The sequence below is a fragment of the Rhizobium sp. BK591 genome, from assembly GCF_014195045.1.
In the GTDB taxonomy this organism is placed as follows: Bacteria; Pseudomonadota; Alphaproteobacteria; order Rhizobiales; family Rhizobiaceae; genus Rhizobium; species Rhizobium anhuiense.
Map to the genome: position 1 here is coordinate 213,174 of NZ_JACIAZ010000003.1, position 17,423 is coordinate 230,596.

Sequence of the window (17,423 nt, forward strand, 5' to 3'; positions counted from 1 at the left end):
TGGGGCGCAGTTCACTGCTGCCGGGCCTTTGATCGCAAGATCGAAGCGATCAGTCGTTGGCGGTAACCTTGACGCCGAGCACCTGCGGCAGGGTGTTCGGGGCGCCCATGGCGGCGCCCACGATCGTCGGGAACGGCACCGGCTTTTCAGGCGCGGCCTTGACCGTCAGGCTCTTCGGATCGTCGAGGAAGGTGTTGACGGCGGCCGAAACGGCGTTCTGCAGTTCCGGGATATTGAGCTGCGCCAGCATGATCGGCGTCATCGCCTTCAGCGAATCCGCCATCTGCTTGCCGGACATGTTCTGCTGCGAACCGGCATAATCCAGCGCGCGCTTGGTGATCGAAGCATCTTCGAAGCGCACCTGTGCGGCCTCGAAGGACAGCTGCTGCATCAGGCCAAGCATGGCAAGGCCGAGCGCCTGCTGCGACTGTTCCTTGTTCGGATTGGCTTCGGATTCCTTCATCGCATCCTGCATCGATTTCATGAAGGCCATCGTGTAGCCGGAGATCTTGAAACCGAGATTGAGCTTGCCGACGTTGGTGAAATCGAGGGCGAATTCCGAAATGTCGATCGTGCCGGGCGCGAGTTCCCAGGCGCCCTTCATGGTGATGTCGCCCTGGACGTGCTGCAGAGCGAGCTTCTCGATCGCGTCCTTGCTCTGCGCATCCTGGGTCTTGGTCAGATCGGCCTTCATGCTTTTGAAGGCGCCGTCGAAATCGAAGCCGGATTCGTCCTCGCGCAGCGTCAGGTTCATATTGCTTTCGAGCACCGAGAACACTTCCGCGCCGTCCTTGACCACCTTCAGCGGGCCGGTATGGGCACTTTCGTAGAGCATCATGGTATCGAGCGTGTCGCCGCCCGCCGTTGCCGGGATCGAAATGCCGCCGAGCGTCAGCTCCTGCGCCGTCACCGTGACGCCGTCTTCCGTTTTGTTGATATCGGGGAAGGCGGCCTCTTCGATGTAATAGCCGCCATCCTCGTCTTCTTCGACGCCGGAAAGGGTGACTTCGCCGATCGGCAGGCTCTCGCCGCCGGTCGGCTTGACGGTGACATTCTTCAAGGTCACGGTCGTGCCGTCGATGTCGATGTTCTCAGCCGCAATCGTCCCGCCCTGAGCGGCATAGGCGGCATTGAGCTTCTTCAGCAAATCGGTGCCGTCGAGAGCGAAAGCCGAACCGGCGAGCGAGAAAAAGGCGGCGCCCGACAGCATCAGCCGCGTTGTCCGGGAAATATTCATGGGGTGATTCCTCTGGTGGCGTGTGGCGGTTGGAAATCTGCAGTTACGCTACTACGGATTGGGCCCGCTTTATATTTGCGGACTTCTAAATTTCCGTTGAAAGGAACGGCAAACGAAGTCCAAATTACGGCGGAACGTTTGTCTCATCCTTACAGTGCCGCGCGTCTTTCAGACGCGCAAAGGACACTGTAACACTTTCAATCCTCGCATCGTGCTCTGCGAAAATCCATTCCGATTTTCGGAGAGCACGATGCGTTGGAGATGTCATTCCCAAGACTTCATCCACAGCTGCAATAGGCTAGATTCCTTGCCCGCCGGGCTCTTCTGGGCTAGTCAAGACCCATGGGACAAGAGATTTTGCCGCCTTCCGGCGGAGACGACGACAACATCCAGCCGGTCGACCTCAAGGCGGCGCTCGAGCAGCGTTACCTTGCCTATGCGCTGTCGACCATCATGCACCGCGCTTTGCCTGACGTGCGCGACGGGCTGAAGCCCGTCCATCGCCGCATCGTCTATGCGATGAACGAGATGGGGCTGAGGCCGAATACAGCCTTCAGGAAATGCGCCAAGATCGTCGGCGAAGTGATGGGTAACTACCATCCGCACGGCGACCAGTCGATCTACGATGCGCTTGCCCGTCTCGCCCAGGATTTCTCGCAGCGCTACACGCTGGTCAACGGCCAGGGCAATTTCGGCAATATCGACGGCGACAGCCCCGCCGCCATGCGTTACACCGAATCGAAGATGACGGCGGTCTCCGAACTGCTGCTCGAGGGCATCGATCAGGATGCCGTCGATTTCCGTGATACTTACGACGAATCGAATACCGAGCCGGTCGTCCTTCCCGGCGCCTTCCCGAATCTGCTCGCCAACGGCTCCTCCGGCATCGCCGTCGGCATGGCGACCTCGATCCCGTCGCACAATGCCCACGAGCTTTGCGATGCCGCCCTGCATCTGATCAAGCATCCGGATGCCACCGTCGAAAAGCTCGTCGAATTCATTCCCGGCCCGGACTTCCCGACCGGCGGCATCATCATCGACAGCCGCGACAGCATCATCGAGAGCTATCGTACCGGCCGCGGCGGTTTCCGCGTGCGGGCGAAATGGCAGACGGAAGATCTCGGCCGCGGCGGCTACCAGATCGTCATCACCGAAATTCCCTTCCAGGTGCAGAAATCGCGGCTGATCGAGAAGATCGCCGAGCTGCTGATCGCCCGCAAGCTGCCGTTGCTGGAGGATATCCGCGACGAATCGGCCGAGGACATCCGTGTCGTGCTGGTGCCGAAGACCCGCAGCGTCGATCCGACGATCCTGATGGAATCGATGTTCAAGCTGACGGAGCTCGAGAGCCGATTCCCGCTCAACATGAACGTGCTCTCCATGGGCCGCATCCCGCGGGTCATGGCGCTGAACGAGGTGCTGAAGGAGTGGCTGGACCACCGCCGCGAAGTTCTGCAGCGCCGCTCGCGCTTCCGTCTGGCGGCGATCGACAGGCGCCTCGAAATTCTCGGTGGTCTTCTGGTCGCCTATCTCAACATCGACGAGGTCATCCGCATCATCCGCGAGGAGGATGAGCCGAAGCCGGTGATGATGGCGCGCTGGGATCTGACCGACAATCAGGTCGAGGCGATCCTCAACATGCGGCTGCGCGCCTTGCGCAAGCTCGAAGAGTTCGAGATCCGCAAGGAATTCGACGAACTCACCAAGGAAAAGGGTGAGATCGAGACACTTCTTGCCTCCGACGAAAAGCAGTGGCAGACGGTCGCCTGGGAAATCGGCGAAGTGAAGAAGAAATTCGCCAAGGCGACCGAGGTCGGCCGCCGCCGCACGCAGTTTGCCGATGCGCCTGAGGCCGACGAGGAAGCAATCCAGCAGGCGATGATCGAGAAGGAACCGATCACCGTCGTCATTTCCGAAAAGGGTTGGATCCGCGCGCTGAAGGGCCATATCGCCGATACGGCGACGCTGACCTTCAAGGAAGGCGACGGCTTGAAGATAGCCTTCCCGGCGCAGACGACGGACAAGATCCTGATCGTCACGACCGGCGGCAAGGCCTTCACGCTCGGCGGCGACAAGTTGCCCGGCGGTCGCGGTCACGGCGAGCCGCTGCGCATCATGGTCGACATGGATAACGATCAGGCGGTGTTGACCGCTTTCGTCCACGATCCCGCGCGCAAGCAGCTGATTGTCTCCACAGCCGGCAACGGCTTCGTCGTTCCGGAGGCAGAGCTGGTCGCCAATACGCGCAAGGGCAAGCAGATCATGAACGTCGCGCTGCCCGAGGAAACGCAACTGCTCGTGCCCGTCAGCGGCGACCATGTCGCCGTCGTCGGCGAAAACCGCAAGCTGCTGGTCTTCCCGCTGGCGCAGGTGCCGGAGATGTCGCGCGGCAAGGGCGTCCGTCTGCAGCGTTACAAGGATGGCGGCATTTCCGACGTCCGCTGCTTCGCGATATCAGACGGCCTTATCTGGGAAGACAGTGCCGGCCGTACCTTCACGAAGAACAAGGACGAGCTTGCCGAATGGCTGGCCGACCGCGCCACTGCCGGTCGCACCGTGCCGAAGGGCTTTCCGCGCAGCGGTAAATTCGCCGGCTGAGGCATAAATTCCGCGCTCGTCTCTTGGCGGGCGCGGCAACTCCTCTATCTCATTGCTGTTACCAAAAATATGAGAGGCCGGCTCCGGAGGCGGACGGAATGGTCGCAGGCCGCGCACGGGAGGAGTGTGCGCGCATTACCGGAGGAAAATTGATGCCCGCCAGCACAATTAAAGTGCATGTCAGCCACACCTACAGGGCCCCGCCCGCCGTCGTCTACGACGCCTGGCTTAACCCCGAAATCGCCCGCCGCTTCCTGTTCGCGACCGATGACGGTCACGTCATCCGCGCCGATATCGATCCGCATGTCGGCGGCCGTTTCTTCGTCGTCGACCGCCGCCCGACCGGCGACGCCTTCCACCAGGGAGTCTTCCTGGAACTGAAGCGCCCACGACGCATGGTCTTCAGCTTCTCCGTCGAGGAGCATGATCACAATTGCGACCGCGTCGAAATCGAGATCGAGCCTCTCGGCGGCGGCAGCCGCCTGACGTTGACCCACGAAATGTGCGCCGAATGGGCCGAACACGAGGAAAAGACCCGGCAAGGCTGGGCGCATGTGATCGAGGGGCTTGGCAGGGAACTGGAGCAGCAGCAGTTCAAGGCGACGGGTTGAGCGCTATGCTGAAATCCCGAAGGAAGCGGGTCGCGCCTTCCTCGTCGATCTCGCCGGCGGCGACGTCGAGTACAAATGCAATGACCTGCGCGTTATCGGCATTGATGACGTAGCGGTTGATATAGAAACGTAAACGCCGCGAGATAGCCGGTACGCTTGTTTCCATCCTTGAATGGGTGGTTTCTAACAATGGCGTAGAGATAGGCTGCGGCGAATACGAAGATATCGGTTTCGCCATGTGCCGACCTTGTCGAGCGGCCGTGCCAAACTGGTTTCCAATGCGTTGGCATCCCGCAGGCCAGACAGACCGCCGTGCTCGGCGATCTGCTCGTCATGCATATTTTCAATCGCCTGGCGAATTCGCGGAGCGCCACTCGATATTTTTCCATGCCGATGCGGGCTGCCCGCACTTGCTCGGCAAGGTCAGCCGATTCCGGCACGAGCCGAATATTACCCTCGACCTCTCGCAATTCGAGGCTGTCACCGCTGCTCAAGCCCAGCCGCTGCAGTACCTCTTTAGGGATAATAACGCCCTCGGAATTGCCGACCTTGCGGATTGTGCCCTTCATCATTTTATCCCCTGTAATAACGGAGTTACAACATGGTCCGATCCGGCGGCAACGTCCTATTCCGCTGGTTGCCTGATGCTCTTCTCCCGCACCATCCAGAAGCAATGCCCGGCGATCGCCGTCACCAGGATGCCGCCGCCGACCAGCGTCATCGTCGCCGGCGTTTCGGCGAAGATCAGCCAAACCCAGATCGGCGCGAGCACGGTCTCCAGCAGATAGAACATGCCGACTTCAGGCGCGGAAAGATAACGCGGCCCCGTTGCAAGGCACCAGAAGGCGACCGGCATCATGATGGCGCCATTCAAGAGGATCCAGCCGGGATGGGCGATGGAAAATCCCAAGGGCAGAGCTTGCGCGAGGCCGAGGGCGGCCGGCAGGATGGCGGCAAGCAGCGGCACGAAGCCCATTTCCCGGCGCGAGCCACGTCCGATGGTGATGGCTGCGGCAAGAATAAGCGCGCTGAGAAGCGCCATGGCGTCGCCAAAAATATGGCCGCTCGCAAGCCCTTCGCGCACGATCAGCCCGACGCCGAAGATCATAAACAGCATGGCGATCAGCGTCGCGGCCTGCGGCTTCTCCTTCAGGAAAATCCAGGAAAGCAGGGCAGCGAACATCGGGTTGAAGGCGACGATGAAGACGACATTGGCTGTGGCCGTATTGAAGACTGAAAGCACGAAGGTGAGGGAGGAGAGGCCGTAAAGCAGGCCGGCGAATAGGCCTGCTCGCCCAGGAATGAGGACCGGCCATTTGCCCGAGGCAAGGCGCATTGCTCCAAGGATGACGAGCGTCGCAAGAATCGTTGCTGCGCTTCGTATTCCCAGGATCGACCAGATGTCGCCATCGCCAAGACGGACGAGCGGGATATCCATCGAAAGCGCCAGCCCGCCGATCGCCGTCAGCAGCAGACCCTTCCGATGATCGGAAAGAGCGGTGGGGAACATTCAGTCGTGGGTGCTTTCGGGCATGGAGGCGGGATCGAAGCGTTCCCAGCCGCGCGGCGTCAGATGCTCCTGCGGCTGGAAGCGCGTCTTGTAGTCCATTTTCCGCGACCCTTGAACCCAGTAGCCGAGATAGACATGCGGCAGTCCCAGCGCTTTCGTGCGCCTGATATGGTCGAGAATCATGAAGGTGCCGAGCGAACGCCGATCGAGCGCCGGATTGAAATAGGAATAGACCATCGACAGCCCGTCGCTCATCGTATCGGTCAGCGCTGCGGCAAGCAGCTCGCCCTTCGGCCGCTGCTCCAGTCCGGAGCCTTCCTCGCGCTGGCGGTATTCGATGATTCTCGTATTCACATGCGTGTCTTCCACCATGATCGCATAGTCGAGCACGGTCATGTCGGACATGCCGCCCTGCTGGTGGCGAAAATCGAGATAACGCCGGAAGAGCGAATATTGCTCGCTGGAAGGCTGGGCGGGGAATTCAGTGGCGATGACGTCGGAATTGGCGGCAAGCACCCGCTTCATCGATTTCGTCGGCTCGAATTCCTGGGCGAGAATGCGCACGGAAACGCAGGCGCGACAGGATTCGCAGGCCGGGCGGTAGGCGATGTTCTGCGAGCGGCGGAAACCGCCCTGCGTCAGGATGTCGTTCATCTCGGCGGCACGCGGGCCGACCAGATGGGTGAACACCTTGCGCTCCATCTCATGCGGCAAATATGGACACGCAGCCGGAGCCGTCAGATAAAACTGCGGGGATGGCGTGGTCTGCGTATTCATTTGTCGCGGAAATTTCCTTGTCGAGACAGTGCCGTTTTCAGACAGCATGACCTAAGAATAGAAAACGTCAACAGCGGGGCGGGTTTCGCCCTTCATTTCAGTCTTCTAATTTTAGATATGGAGCGTCCGAAGTTCCCGGCAAAGGCAAGGCGGAGACTTTATTTCGTCTCCGCCCTCCAAAAAAGCCCAAAGTTGCAATGAGGCTCTGAGCCAGGGTCTCAGGCTGTGCGCACCGTTGCCGTGCCGACCAGCAGGTCGTGGACGAGACGGCTGCGCTCGATGAACAGGCCGGCCAGCAGGATGAGCGGCGTCAGCACCGAGTTGAGGATCCAGAACAGCGCCAGATGCACGATCGCCGTCATGAAATCCATCGGCCGCCCATCGACGCGCACGATTGCGATTCCCATGGCGCGCATGCCGAGCGAGGCCTGGCTCGGCCCGCCCACCGTCAGGCCGAAGTAAATGCCGGCGACGATGACGAAGAGGGCAGGGTAGAGAAAGAAGCCGAGCCCCAGCGTGACGATCGACAGGAAGAACAGTACGATCGCCGCGGGAATGCAGAGCAGCGCCACGATGACGTAATCGAGGATGAAGGCGAGGACACGGCGGCTCAACACGCCGCTATAGGCGCGCCAGTCCTCCGGTGCGGCATAAAGCGGATTGGGGTTGTAGCTCATCTCAATCTCCTGCGGAAAAACGATGCCGCTGATATGGTATCGGCAGGGCAAAATGCAATAATATGTCTGCCCCCAAATCGCCAATCTGCTTGAAATCACCGCTTCGCGAGAATCCTCGCCACCTCGACCGCGAAATAGGTGAGGATGCCGTCGCATCCTGCCCGCTTGAACGACAGCAGCGTTTCGAGCATCGCCCGCTCGCCGTCGATCCAGCCGTTCATCGCCGCAGCCTTGATCTGCGTATATTCGCCGGAAACCTGGTAGGCGAAGGTCGGCAAGCCGAAGGCCTCCTTTATCCGCCAGCAGATATCGAGATAGGGCAGGCCGGGCTTGACCATCAGCATGTCGGCGCCTTCCTCGACGTCGAGGGCCGCGTCGCGGACTGCCTCGGTGCCGTTGGCGGGGTCGAGATAATAGGTCTTCTTGTCGCCTTTCAGCAGCCCGCCCGTCGAGATCGCCTCGCGATAGGGACCGTAGAAGGCGGAGGCGAATTTCGTCGCATAGCTCATGATGCCGACGTTCTGGTGGCCGGCCGCATCGAGCGCCATGCGGATCGCGCCGATACGCCCATCCATCATCTCCGACGGTGCGATGATGTCTGCGCCGGCATCCGCCTGCATCACGGCGGCGCGCGCCACCTGGTCGACCGTTTCGTCATTGACGATTTCGCCGTCTCTGAGAATACCGTCATGGCCGTGGCTGGTGAAGGGATCGAGCGCGACGTCGGTGATGACGCCGATATTGGGCACCGCCTTCTTGATCGCTGCCGTCGCCTGGTTGATCAGATTGTTGGCTTCGAGGCTGTTCGAGCCGGTCTCGTCGCGCAATTCCATCTCGATATTCGGAAAGGTGGCAAGTGCCGGAATGCCGAGGCCGGCCGCTTCACGCGCGGCTTCCACGGCTTTGTCGATGCTCATCCGGTTGACGCCGGGCATGGCCGGGATCGGATCGACGATGCCGGAACCCGGGACGATGAAGATCGGCCAGATCAGGTCGTCGACCGTCAGCCGGTTCTCCTGCACCAGCCGGCGTGTCCAATCCGCCTTGCGGTTGCGCCGCATGCGGCGATGGCCGGTGATCTCGTCGACGAGATGAGTCCTGTCCTGCATGATATCTGTCCCAAGCCCATTCCATTTATCCGAGCGCTCATTATCATGGCGCCCGGAAAATCCAAACCGGACGATTGGCCGCGGCGGAAAACCTCCGGCGCATAACCGCGAAATTTGGAGTCGATTTTCAGGGTTATGCGCCAACGCAATGTGATAGAGCGTCCTCAGCCCGTCTTGTCAGATGCGCGGGCGCCTTTGTGAAGATGCAACCCCAAACCGATGTCTGCGCTATGGAAACCGATTCCCCGACGATACCGAAACGCACGCTGGCGGATATCCTCTTCATTCTCTTCCTGAGGCTGGTTGCCGTCTCCTGCTTCTGGTTCGGCCTGCAATATTGGGCGATGCTCGTCGGCTATTCGCTGGTCGGCGCCGGCCGCTTCGATCTTTTGAGCCTGCCGTGGAAGGTAGCGAGCACCAGTCTCGCGGTGCTTTTCCCCGTTGCCTCCCTCGGTCTCTGGCTCACCGTTTCCTGGGGACCGGTGATCTGGGTGCTCGCTGCCGGCGGGCAGATCCTGATGTATGGCCTGCTGCCGGATATTTTCGGCCCCAACCAGCTGATCATCCTGCTGCATGTCTTGGTCGCCGTCGTTTACTGGATTTTCCGCCTGCTGCTGTGGCTGGAAAAGCGCCGGCATCGCCGCCAGGTAAGCGTTGATTTACCCTGAGACAACGTGGAGTTACCGGTAAGGCTCCGTTAAGCCTGCGGTTTAAGTCGAATTTTATATGTATTCGATAGGGTCTCACTCAAGGCGGGAAGAAAACACACCGCCAAACAAACAGTGAGGCAGTTAATATGAATACGAAAATCAAGCCGCAGGCGGTATCGACCTTCCGTGACCAGCAGGATCATGACATCCGTGATCTTTACATGGAATCCCTTCATCTCGTTGAACGTCTGCACCGTCGTCTTCTCGACGTCATCAAGGACGAATTCGACCGTCAGGGTCGCAGCGACGTCAACGCCATTCAGGCGCTGCTCCTTTTCAACATCGGCAATTCCGAGCTGACCGCCGGCGAGCTGCGCTCGCGTGGCTACTATCTCGGCTCCAACGTTTCCTACAACGTCAAGAAGCTGGTCGATCTCGGCTTCATCAACCACCAGCGCTCCCGCATCGACCGCCGATCGGTCCGCATCAGCCTGACCGAAACCGGCCAGGACATCGCCGAAACGGTGGCCAAGCTCTACGAACGCCACATCGCCTCGATCGACAAGGTCGGCGGCATCGGCACCGACGAGTTCACCCAGATGAACAAGCTGCTCCAGCGTCTGGACCGTTTCTGGAACGATCAGATCCTCTATCGTCTCTAAAACCCGGACCTCCTTTCAGGGTTGCAGAAAATCGGACGTGTTCCCTGCACGTCCGATTTGCCGTTTGATCCGCGTGGCATCTTTGCAACGCAGGGCAGACAAGCGCAAAGCCCGGTATTCAAGCCGTTTTTTAGCCGTTATTAACCGGCACGGTTTACCCCGTCATATGGTTCGTTGCGTCGTGTTCCCGGCAGCCGACAGTCCTTCTGCCGACCTGGCAACACGAATTGGCCATATTGGTGTGGCAGCGCAAGGCTTAACAACCGGCGCTTTCAATGGACCGATCAGAGTTCAGGCTTTCTCATCGCAATCTTGTGATGGGGGAGGCGGAGTTTTTTGATACGCCGGGACAACGAATGGACAGGGATCTGCGTTAAAGCGCAGTGATTTCGCAAAGAGCCGCGGCTTGTTCTTATGGCGGCATTGAGTGGTTGGGACTATGTCGAAGAAAAACGGAATTGAAGCTCTCTCTCGCCGCGCTTTCCTTGCGTCCGCGGCAACGGTTGGCGCCAGCGCGATCGCGGCGCCGGCATTTGCGCAATCGGCGCTCGATACGCTGATCAACGCGCCGCGCCGCGGCAACTGGGACGACCAGTTCGACGCCAAGGCGGCGTCGCGCACGGCGACCGCCATGGTTTCCAACACGCCGATCCTTGGGCCCCAATCTGTCGCGAGCGCCCAGCAGGCAATCATGCAGTATCAGCAGATCGCCGCAGCCGGAGGCTGGCCCGAGGTCAATCCCGGTGATCAGCGCCTGCAACTCGGCGTCAGCTCTCCCGCCGTCCAGGCGCTGCGCCAGCGTCTCGCGATCACCGGCGATCTGCCGCGCGAGGCCGGCCTGTCCAACGCCTTCGATTCCTATGTCGACGGCGCCGTCAAGCGCTTCCAGGCGCGTCACGGTCTGCCGGCCGATGGCGTTCTCGGCGAATTCACCCTGAAGGCGATGAACATCCCCGCCGATGTTCGCCTGCAGCAGCTGAACACCAATGTCGTCCGTCTGCAGACCTTCCCCGAGGACTTGGGCCGCCGTCACCTGATGGTCAATATCCCGGCCGCCTATGTCGAGGCCGTCGAAGACGGCAGTGTCGCGACGCGTCACACCGCGGTCGTCGGCCGCTTGAGCCGCCCGACGCATCTGGTCAATTCGAAGATCTACGAGGTCATCCTCAATCCTTACTGGACGGCGCCGCGCTCGATCGTCGAGAAGGACATCATGCCGCTGATGCGCAAGGATCCGACCTATCTCGAAAAGAACGCCATCCGCCTGATCGACGGCAAGGGCAACGAAGTCGCCCCCGAAACCGTCGACTGGAACGGCGAGGCGCCGAACCTGATGTTCCGACAGGACCCCGGCAAGATCAACGCCATGGCGTCGACGAAGATCAACTTCTACAACAAGAACGGCGAGTACATGCACGACACGCCGCAGCAGGGCCTGTTCAACAAGCTGATGCGCTTCGAATCCTCGGGCTGCGTCCGCGTGCAGAACGTGCGCGACCTGACCAACTGGCTGCTGCGCGAGACCCCCGGCTGGAGCCGCCAGCAGATGGAGCAGGTGATCGCCACCGGCGTCAACACGCCGATCAAACTCGCGGCGGAAGTTCCGGTTTACTTCGTCTATATCTCTGCCTGGGGCATGCCCGACGGCATCGTCCAGTTCCGTGACGACATCTATCAGATGGACGGCAATGCCGAGCTGGCGCTCGACACCACGGCTGGCATGGAACAGCCGGTTCAGTAAGCGGCAAGCTCTGCATCGCAATTTGAGAACCGCGCTTTCGGGCGCGGTTTTTTTATGCCGGGAGGGGCTCTCCATAAAATGGCCGCCAGGCATCGGCGCGGCGCGGCCGGAAAAGAGCGTGAGCGCGCGCTTTGCTCAGCAAATGTCGTTCTTCGTATTGCCCTTGCCACAGCGGAAGGCTAATACCTCAGCGCATTCCAGTTGAGGAGCCCGCCCATGACCAATGCTTCCACCGAATCCTTCTTCAATCGCTCGCTTGCGGACGTCGATCCGGACATTTTCAGCGCGATCGGAAAGGAGCTCGGTCGCCAACGGCACGAGATCGAACTGATCGCTTCTGAGAACATCGTCTCCCGCGCCGTGTTGGAAGCCCAGGGCTCCATCATGACCAACAAATATGCCGAGGGTTATCCCGGCAAGCGTTATTACGGCGGCTGCCAGTTCGTCGATATCGCCGAGGAACTGGCGATCGAGCGCGCCAAGAAGCTGTTCGGCGTCAATTTCGCCAACGTCCAGCCGAATTCCGGTTCGCAGATGAACCAGGCCGTGTTCCTGGCGCTCCTGCAGCCCGGCGACACTTTCATGGGTCTCGACCTGAATTCGGGCGGCCATCTCACGCATGGTTCGCCGGTCAACATGTCCGGCAAGTGGTTCAACGTCGTTTCCTACGGCGTGCGCGAAGGCGATAACCTGCTCGACATGGAGGAGGTCGCCCGCAAGGCCGAAGAAACCAAGCCGAAGCTCATCATCGCCGGCGGCACTGCCTATTCCCGCATCTGGGACTGGAAGCGCTTCCGCGAGATCGCCGACAGCGTCGGCGCCTATCTGATGGTCGACATGGCCCATATTGCCGGCCTCGTCGCCGGTGGCGTTCATCCGTCGCCGTTCCCGCATTGCCATGTCGCGACGACGACGACCCACAAGTCGCTGCGCGGCCCGCGCGGCGGCGTCATCCTCACCAATGACGAGGATCTGGCGAAGAAATTCAATTCGGCCGTTTTCCCCGGCCTGCAGGGTGGTCCGCTGATGCACATCATCGCCGCCAAGGCCGTTGCCTTCGGCGAGGCACTGCAGCCGGAATTCAAGGATTATGCCGCTCAGGTCGTCAAGAATGCCAAGGCGCTCGCTGAAACGTTGATCGCCGGCGGCCTCGACGTCGTCTCCGGCGGCACCGACAACCACCTGATGCTGGTCGACCTGCGCAAGAAGAACGCCACCGGCAAGCGCGCCGAGGCAGCGCTCGGCCGTGCCTACGTCACCTGCAACAAGAATGGCATTCCCTTCGATCCGGAAAAGCCCTTCGTCACCTCGGGTGTGCGCCTGGGCGCACCGGCCGGCACCACCCGTGGCTTCAAGGAAGCGGAATTCCGCGAAATCGGCAATCTCATTGTCGAGGTTCTCGACGGCCTGAAGGTCGCCAATTCCGATGAAGGCAATGCCGCCGTAGAAGCCGCCGTGCGCGGCAAGGTGGTCAATCTCACCGACCGCTTCCCCATGTATGGCTACATGGGATAAGGAGTAGGGATGCGCTGCCCCTATTGCGGTTCGGAAGATACTCAGGTCAAGGATTCGCGCCCGGCGGAGGACAACACCTCCATCCGCCGGCGGCGCATCTGTCCGGATTGCGGCGGTCGCTTCACCACCTTCGAGCGCGTGCAGCTGCGCGAGCTGATGGTCATCAAGAAGACCGGCCGCAAGGTGCCATTCGACCGCGACAAGCTGGTGCGCTCTTTCGAGGTGGCGCTACGCAAGCGCCCGGTCGAGCGGGATCGCATCGAGCGCGCCGTCTCCGGCATCGTCCGCCGGCTTGAAAGCTCCGGCGAAACCGAGATCTCTTCCGAGCAGATCGGCCTGCAGGTGCTGGAGGCGATGAAGAGCCTCGATGATGTCGGCTTCGTGCGCTACGCCTCGGTCTATCGGGATTTCTCGCTTGCCGAGGATTTCGAGAAGGTCATTTCGGAAATCAACGCCAAGATTGCCCGCGACCCGCTGGACAGGTGAGCCATGAGCATCACGCCGCATGACGAACGTTTCATGGCGGCGGCGATCCGCCTGTCGCGCTGGCATCTCGGCCGCACCGCTACCAACCCCTCCGTCGGATGCGTGATCGTCAGGGATGGCGTCATCGTCGGCCGGGCGGTGACGGCGCTCGGGGGCCGCCCGCATGCCGAGACGCAGGCGCTGGCTGAAGCCGGCGCGCTCGCCCGCGGCGCCACCGCCTATGTGACGCTCGAACCTTGCTCGCATCACGGCAAGACGCCGCCCTGTTCCGAGGCGCTGATCGCCTCTGGCGTTGGCCGCGTCGTCATCAGCGTCACCGATCCAGATCCGCGTGTCTCGGGCCGCGGCATCGCCATGCTGCGTGAAGCCGGCATACAGGTGGATGCCGGTGCTCTGGAGGAAGAGGGCCGGCGTTCGATTGCCGCCTATCTCACCCGCCAGACGAAGAACCGGCCCTATGTGACTCTCAAGCTTGCCGTTTCCGCCGACGGCATGGTCGGCCGTCAGGGGGAGGGACAGGTGGCAATCACCGGCCCGCTTGCCCGCGCGCAGGTGCATGCGCTGCGCGCCGAAACCGATGCGATCCTCGTCGGCATCGGCACGGCGATTGCGGACGATCCGCTGCTGACGGTGCGAACACCAGGTCTCGAAGCCCAGTCCCCGATCCGCATCGTTCTCGATCCCACCCTGGCATTGCCGCTGACCAGCAAGCTCGCCCTGACGGCGCGGGACGTGCCTGTCATCGTGGTGGCGAGTGAGGAAGTGTGGCCTTTGTCGGCGGATGCGGAGGGGCTACCCCCCTCTATCCTGCCGGACACCTCCCCACCTGTGGGGGGTCCGAAGGACGGGTCGAGACCTGTGGCTCGGCCCCGGTACTCCGGCAGGGCAGAAGGCGGTACCCCACCCACAGACGCTACCGACATGGACTCGCGCCGCGCCGCACTCGAAGCCGCCGGCGTCGAGATCGTCTATTGCAATCCTTACCATCCGGAAATCCTGCTGCCGGCACTCGCAACACGCGGTATTTCCTCGCTTCTGGTCGAGGGCGGCGCAAAGACGGCGCGGCTTTTCCTCGAGGCTGGCCTCGTCGACCGTATCCAGCTTTATCAGGCGCCTGTCGTTATCGGCCAGCGCGGTATTGAATCGCCGCTTGATGCAACCGACATACCATCGGGTTTTGCCCATAGGGGCACGCGGATGTTCGGCGAAGATCGCCTGGACGAATATGAAAGAGGGTTTTGATGTTCACCGGAATAGTCACCGATGTCGGCACGGTCGAATCCGTTTCCCCGTTGAAGGAAGGCATCCGCCTGCGGGTCGCGACCGCCTATGATCCCGCGACCATCGACATGGGCGCCTCGATCTCGCATGCCGGCATCTGCCTGACCGTCACCGCCCTGCCGGCCGAAGGCAGCAACGGCCGCTGGTACGAGGTCGAGGCCTGGGAGGAGGCGCTCCGGCTGACGACGATCGGCACCTGGCGGGAAGGCAGCCGCATCAATCTCGAACGGTCGCTGAAGATCGGCGATGAGCTCGGCGGCCATATCGTTTCCGGCCATGTCGACGGCAAGGCGGAAATCCTCTCGGTGACATCGGAGGGTGACGCCACGCGCTACCGCCTGCGTGCGCCCGAACACCTCGCAAAATTCGTCGCCCCCAAGGGTTCGATCGCACTCGACGGCACCTCGCTGACGGTCAATGCGGTCGACGGCACGGATTTCGACGTGCTGCTCATCCGCCATACGCTCGAAGTCACCACCTGGGGCGACCGCAAGGCCGGCGATTTCGTCAATTTCGAGGTCGATACCATGGCGCGTTACGCCGCCCGGCTGGCCGAATTCCCCAGCGCCTCAGCCTGAAATGTGCCCCTCACCCTAACCTGCCGGGGTCGAGCCACTCGTATCGCCCCGTCCTTCGGACCCCCGTAAAAGCGGGGCGAGGGGACGTGCCATGCGAGACGCCGGCGAAGGACGGAGAGGTCGCCGCATATTCCCTTCGCCCCGTTTACGGGGAGAAGGTGCCGGCAGGCGGATGAGGGGCCGCTACCGCGAAAACTGAATAATCTCGCCATTGTATTGCGTCCGCGCCGTCTCGCGAAAACCGAGCTTGGCTGCCACCCGCAACGAAGCCTCATTCTCGGGGCTGATGATGCAGCTCATTGGTTTTCCTGGGAAATGCGCCTCCGCCCAGCCGATCAGGATTGCCAGCGCCTCGGTGGCATAACCGCGGCCGTGTGCTAAGGGCATCAGCGCCCAGCCGACTTCCATCGTCCCTTCGATCGACGGTTCCATCTCGCGGCGGGCTTCGAGGAAGCCCGCTTCGCCGATGAACCGGCCGCTCTCTTTTTCGATGATCGCCAGAAAGCCGAAGCCCATATGATGCCACATGCCGGCGAGGCGCAGCATGCGGCTCCAGCTCTGCTCGCGCGTCGATGGCACGCCGGTGATGAAGCGAACGACGTCCTCGTTTGCCCATAATGCCGCATGCGCCTCGAAATCGTCGAGGCGGTGAGGGCGCAGCGTCAGCCGCGCCGTTTCGAAGGTCGGAATGTCGGTCACATCAGGTCCTTATGGAAATCGCGCCCTCAGGCGCCGGGCTCGCCGTCCCAATAATCGAGATCACCTTCCGACCGTCCGATGTGGCGGAAGCGCCCGGCTTTTGTGCCGTCCCTGTTGGTCTTGGCAAGGAACTTTCCGGAATCGGGATATTCGACGATCTCGGTCTTCGCCATCGTCGAGATGCCGAGATAGACAAGCGTCGTCGTGCCGGTGTTGATGATTTGGTGCGCCGTTTCCGGCCCGCCAGCCGGCGCGCCGAGCACGTCGCCCGCCCTGATCGGATGGCGCGCGTCGCCGAAGCGGTATTCGCCGGTGCCTGCGATTATATGGAAGAGTTCGTCTTCGACATGATGATTGTGGAAGGGACAGCCCGACTTGCCTGGCGGTACCTCGTTGTAGCTGACGCCGAGTCCGGCGAGGCCGAGAAGCGTGCCGAACGAGGTGTCGACGCTTTCATAGAACTCGCCCTGTTTCCAATGGTCGAGCTTGAGATCGGCGGTATTGATCACCGCCTTCGGTTCCATCGCCATGATGTTCTCCTGTTCCAGGAAGAGAAACTATCATCGCGCCGGAAAATTCAATGCCTATCTCGGAAATCCCCGGCATGGGCGGAGAGGAGACCGCCGCCCATGCTGTGAGCGGCCGCGCATGGAATGGAACACGCTAGGGACGCTCGATCACTTCAACCCACGCATACCCCCGAAGATCGATTCCGATCTCGGGGGTATGCGCTGGAGCGTCAGCGGACGTAGAAGGTCAAGCTTCCGTCGGCTGCCTGCTCGGCGTTGACGATGTTGCGGACGTCGACGCCTTCATTGTTGAGCCGGTGGGCCAGCGATCTGTTGGCGTCGATCGAGGCCTGGATGCCGCGAACGGCCTGACCGGAGCGTTCCGGCGCCGAGCGCGGACCGGTCGTTTCGTCGTCGAGATTGCGCCAGTTATGGACCTGCTCGACATTGAAATCATTGCCGTGGAAGGTCCGGAGTGTCTGTTCGATGCCCTGGGCCGTGTTCATTCCAAGGCTTTCGGCCCGGCTGACGCCGGCAAATGCGAGCGAGGAGAGGGCTGCGGCGAGGGTGACGGTGACAACGCGGTTCATGATGGTATCCTTTCATCTGCTTTGACGGTCGACTGTCGTTGCAGGGGATCGTCTGCGTCACGACATGGAATTGGCGTTGCCCTCTTCGCGATTCAATGGGTTAAGCCACTGAAAATCCATTAAGAATTGTTCATGAAAACCGCCTTCGAATTGCCGTTTTCAAGGCATCCGGGAAAGCTGATTTGAAAGGCTT

Annotated in this window: 17 protein-coding genes and 2 pseudogenes; 9 read left to right on the forward strand and 10 right to left on the reverse strand. The window is 61.2% G+C overall.

Annotated elements, in window-relative coordinates:
• Positions 1 to 49 precede the first annotated feature (49 nt).
• The gene (locus tag FHX10_RS14080) at positions 50 to 1,237 is read right to left on the reverse strand and encodes a membrane protein (protein WP_047616388.1); all 1,188 of its coding nucleotides are present in this window, start codon (positions 1,235 to 1,237) and stop codon (positions 50 to 52) included.
• Between the two features lie 342 nt (positions 1,238 to 1,579).
• On the opposite strand from FHX10_RS14080, the gene parC reads away from it, so the two are divergent.
• Positions 1,580 to 3,835, forward strand: a complete 2,256-nt coding sequence (gene parC, locus FHX10_RS14085) for a DNA topoisomerase IV subunit A (protein ID WP_097542994.1) — start codon at positions 1,580 to 1,582, stop codon at positions 3,833 to 3,835.
• A 152-nt stretch (positions 3,836 to 3,987) separates the two neighbouring features.
• Complete coding sequence (locus tag FHX10_RS14090) at positions 3,988 to 4,446, forward strand: SRPBCC domain-containing protein (RefSeq protein ID WP_047616391.1); 459 nt, start codon at positions 3,988 to 3,990, stop codon at positions 4,444 to 4,446.
• Here the strand turns inward: FHX10_RS14090 and FHX10_RS14095 are convergent.
• The 6 genes and pseudogenes from FHX10_RS14095 to hemB all read right to left on the reverse strand — a co-directional run bounded on the left by FHX10_RS14095 (position 4,430) and on the right by hemB (position 8,519).
• Positions 4,430 to 4,785: pseudogene (locus FHX10_RS14095) on the reverse strand (type II toxin-antitoxin system death-on-curing family toxin). The gene FHX10_RS14090 and the pseudogene FHX10_RS14095 sit on opposite strands and share 17 nt — an antisense overlap.
• A gap of 11 nt (positions 4,786 to 4,796) precedes the next feature.
• Positions 4,797 to 5,015: pseudogene (locus FHX10_RS14100) on the reverse strand (AbrB/MazE/SpoVT family DNA-binding domain-containing protein); the annotation flags it as partial.
• A 56-nt stretch (positions 5,016 to 5,071) separates the two neighbouring features.
• On the reverse strand, positions 5,072 to 5,956 hold the full coding sequence (locus FHX10_RS14105; RefSeq protein ID WP_097542996.1) for a DMT family transporter: 885 nt from the start codon (positions 5,954 to 5,956) through the stop codon (positions 5,072 to 5,074).
• Positions 5,957 to 6,733: an arginyltransferase gene (locus FHX10_RS14110; RefSeq protein WP_183908280.1), complete on the reverse strand. Its 777-nt coding sequence runs from the start codon at positions 6,731 to 6,733 to the stop codon at positions 5,957 to 5,959.
• Between the two features lie 218 nt (positions 6,734 to 6,951).
• Positions 6,952 to 7,410, reverse strand: coding sequence for an RDD family protein (locus FHX10_RS14115; protein WP_047616624.1), 459 nt, complete (start codon positions 7,408 to 7,410; stop codon positions 6,952 to 6,954).
• 95 nt (positions 7,411 to 7,505) lie between these two features.
• Complete coding sequence (gene hemB, locus FHX10_RS14120; RefSeq protein ID WP_063474273.1) at positions 7,506 to 8,519, reverse strand: porphobilinogen synthase; 1,014 nt, start codon at positions 8,517 to 8,519, stop codon at positions 7,506 to 7,508.
• Between the two features lie 230 nt (positions 8,520 to 8,749).
• On the opposite strand from hemB, the gene FHX10_RS14125 reads away from it, so the two are divergent.
• From FHX10_RS14125 to FHX10_RS14155, 7 genes are all read left to right on the forward strand, one after another.
• Complete coding sequence (locus FHX10_RS14125; RefSeq protein WP_047616398.1) at positions 8,750 to 9,187, forward strand: DUF6163 family protein; 438 nt, start codon at positions 8,750 to 8,752, stop codon at positions 9,185 to 9,187.
• A 128-nt stretch (positions 9,188 to 9,315) separates the two neighbouring features.
• Positions 9,316 to 9,831 (forward strand): transcriptional regulator LdtR, encoded by a 516-nt coding sequence (ldtR, locus tag FHX10_RS14130; RefSeq protein ID WP_003547156.1) that lies wholly within the window; start codon positions 9,316 to 9,318, stop codon positions 9,829 to 9,831.
• Between the two features lie 439 nt (positions 9,832 to 10,270).
• Positions 10,271 to 11,572 carry a murein L,D-transpeptidase gene (locus FHX10_RS14135; protein ID WP_047616400.1) on the forward strand — a complete coding sequence of 434 codons (1,302 nt, stop codon included), beginning with the start codon at positions 10,271 to 10,273 and terminating at the stop codon, positions 11,570 to 11,572.
• 216 nt (positions 11,573 to 11,788) lie between these two features.
• Positions 11,789 to 13,087, forward strand: coding sequence for a serine hydroxymethyltransferase (gene glyA, locus FHX10_RS14140; RefSeq protein WP_183908278.1), 1,299 nt, complete (start codon positions 11,789 to 11,791; stop codon positions 13,085 to 13,087).
• Positions 13,088 to 13,096: 9 nt separating this feature from the next.
• Entirely contained in the window at positions 13,097 to 13,573 is a 477-nt protein-coding gene (gene nrdR / locus FHX10_RS14145) for a transcriptional regulator NrdR (protein WP_003547190.1), read from the forward strand.
• A 3-nt stretch (positions 13,574 to 13,576) separates the two neighbouring features.
• The gene (gene ribD, locus FHX10_RS14150; protein WP_063474275.1) at positions 13,577 to 14,815 is read left to right on the forward strand and encodes a bifunctional diaminohydroxyphosphoribosylaminopyrimidine deaminase/5-amino-6-(5-phosphoribosylamino)uracil reductase RibD; all 1,239 of its coding nucleotides are present in this window, start codon (positions 13,577 to 13,579) and stop codon (positions 14,813 to 14,815) included.
• The gene (locus FHX10_RS14155; protein WP_047616404.1) at positions 14,815 to 15,432 is read left to right on the forward strand and encodes a riboflavin synthase; all 618 of its coding nucleotides are present in this window, start codon (positions 14,815 to 14,817) and stop codon (positions 15,430 to 15,432) included. Before ribD ends, FHX10_RS14155 begins: the two co-directional genes overlap by 1 nt.
• A gap of 183 nt (positions 15,433 to 15,615) precedes the next feature.
• Here FHX10_RS14155 and FHX10_RS14160 read toward each other — a convergent pair whose 3' ends face one another.
• The 3 genes from FHX10_RS14160 to FHX10_RS14170 all read right to left on the reverse strand — a co-directional run bounded on the left by FHX10_RS14160 (position 15,616) and on the right by FHX10_RS14170 (position 17,230).
• Positions 15,616 to 16,131 carry a GNAT family N-acetyltransferase gene (locus tag FHX10_RS14160; protein WP_097543001.1) on the reverse strand — a complete coding sequence of 172 codons (516 nt, stop codon included), beginning with the start codon at positions 16,129 to 16,131 and terminating at the stop codon, positions 15,616 to 15,618.
• A 26-nt stretch (positions 16,132 to 16,157) separates the two neighbouring features.
• The gene (locus FHX10_RS14165; RefSeq protein WP_183908274.1) at positions 16,158 to 16,661 is read right to left on the reverse strand and encodes a cupin domain-containing protein; all 504 of its coding nucleotides are present in this window, start codon (positions 16,659 to 16,661) and stop codon (positions 16,158 to 16,160) included.
• Between the two features lie 209 nt (positions 16,662 to 16,870).
• The gene (locus FHX10_RS14170) at positions 16,871 to 17,230 is read right to left on the reverse strand and encodes a hypothetical protein (RefSeq protein ID WP_183908272.1); all 360 of its coding nucleotides are present in this window, start codon (positions 17,228 to 17,230) and stop codon (positions 16,871 to 16,873) included.
• Between the last annotated feature and the right edge of the window lie 193 nt (positions 17,231 to 17,423).